2 protein-coding genes and 1 pseudogene are annotated in these 1,060 nt (G+C 45.8%); all 3 read right to left on the bottom strand.

What is annotated here, in order from left to right; translation table 11 throughout:
* Nucleotides 1–35 precede the first annotated feature (35 nt).
* Nucleotides 36–353 (bottom strand): annotated as a pseudogene (locus R7P72_RS25955) (cytochrome c-type biogenesis protein); the annotation flags it as partial.
* A complete protein-coding gene (locus tag R7P72_RS25950) occupies nucleotides 350–904 on the bottom strand; it encodes a DsbE family thiol:disulfide interchange protein (protein ID WP_005457723.1) in 555 nt (184 codons plus the stop codon). The gene R7P72_RS25950 and the pseudogene R7P72_RS25955, both read right to left, overlap by 4 nt.
* A 1-nt stretch (nucleotide 905) precedes the next feature.
* Nucleotides 906–1,060, bottom strand: a 155-nt coding sequence (locus R7P72_RS25945; RefSeq protein WP_318111119.1) for a cytochrome c-type biogenesis CcmF C-terminal domain-containing protein, incomplete at its 5' end; no start/stop codon positions are given.

Raw genomic sequence — 1,060 nt, 5'->3', positions numbered from 1 at the left:
AAACCGTCCAAAAATACAGCTAGTGGAGAAAGCTATAAAATTGCTGTCGACATAGTGAATGGCGGATGGTAAGTCACGAAGTTGAAGTAGCGGGCGATCATGTAATCGACGATCTCTTCTTTTGACTTGCCCTCTTTCGTCATTTCGTACACCTTGTGGCGCAAGTCTTGAGCAAGTTCTGCATTCGAATCAGAGATGGTGTTGTTCTGACATTTCGGGCAACGCAAAGTGTGCCCCAGCTCTTTGAACTGTTGCTCTTGCTCTAAGTTGTCAAACTCATACACTTCAATTGCAGCATGTGCCGCCAACGAGAATGTTAGGGCTGCAAACACTGCTAAAATCATTTTTCTCATTGCTTCGCCTCCTCAACCAGCTGGTTGTACATCGGTGCTAACGTGTCAGCCCAATTTCGAGGGTTAACATCACCTACATGACGGTAACGAATGACACCATTCGCATCGATAATGAAGGTTTCCGGTGCGCCATACACACCAAGATCCAGACCCAACATACCGCTGCCATCGAACAGACTAATTAGGTATGGGTTACCTAAATCGTTCAACCAACCGATCGCTTTGTTTCGATCATCTTTGTAGTTCATACCGATGATCTTCACGCCTTTACCAGCAAGTTCGTTGAGATATTTATGCTCTGCGTAGCAAGTAGGACACCATGTAGCCCACACATTTAACAGAAGCGGCTCACCTTTAAAAATCGACTGATCGTACTGTTTACCCGGTTCGGCCAAGTCTTCTAAGTGAAACTTAGGAACAGGTTTGCCAACTAAAACAGATTCCAGCTTTGTTGGGTCGTCCCCATCTTGGTTACGAACCAACTGTGTTGCGAAGATCCCCGCCAGAACTAAGAAAGCAACCAACGGGATAAACAAGATTTTCTTATTCATTTTATGCTACCTGCTCGTTTGACTTTGCGTTCTTTTTCGATGACTTACGGAAGCGGTAACGCTTATCAGAAATCGCTAGTGCGCCGCCTAATGCCATAATCAAAGAGCCAGCCCAGATCCAACGTACGAACGGTTTGTAGTAAATGCGCACCGCCC

This window comes from Vibrio sp. Vb0888, from assembly GCF_033338835.1.
GTDB lineage: Bacteria > Pseudomonadota > Gammaproteobacteria > Enterobacterales > Vibrionaceae > Vibrio > Vibrio alginolyticus.
This window is presented reverse-complemented; position numbering and strand designations above follow the sequence as displayed.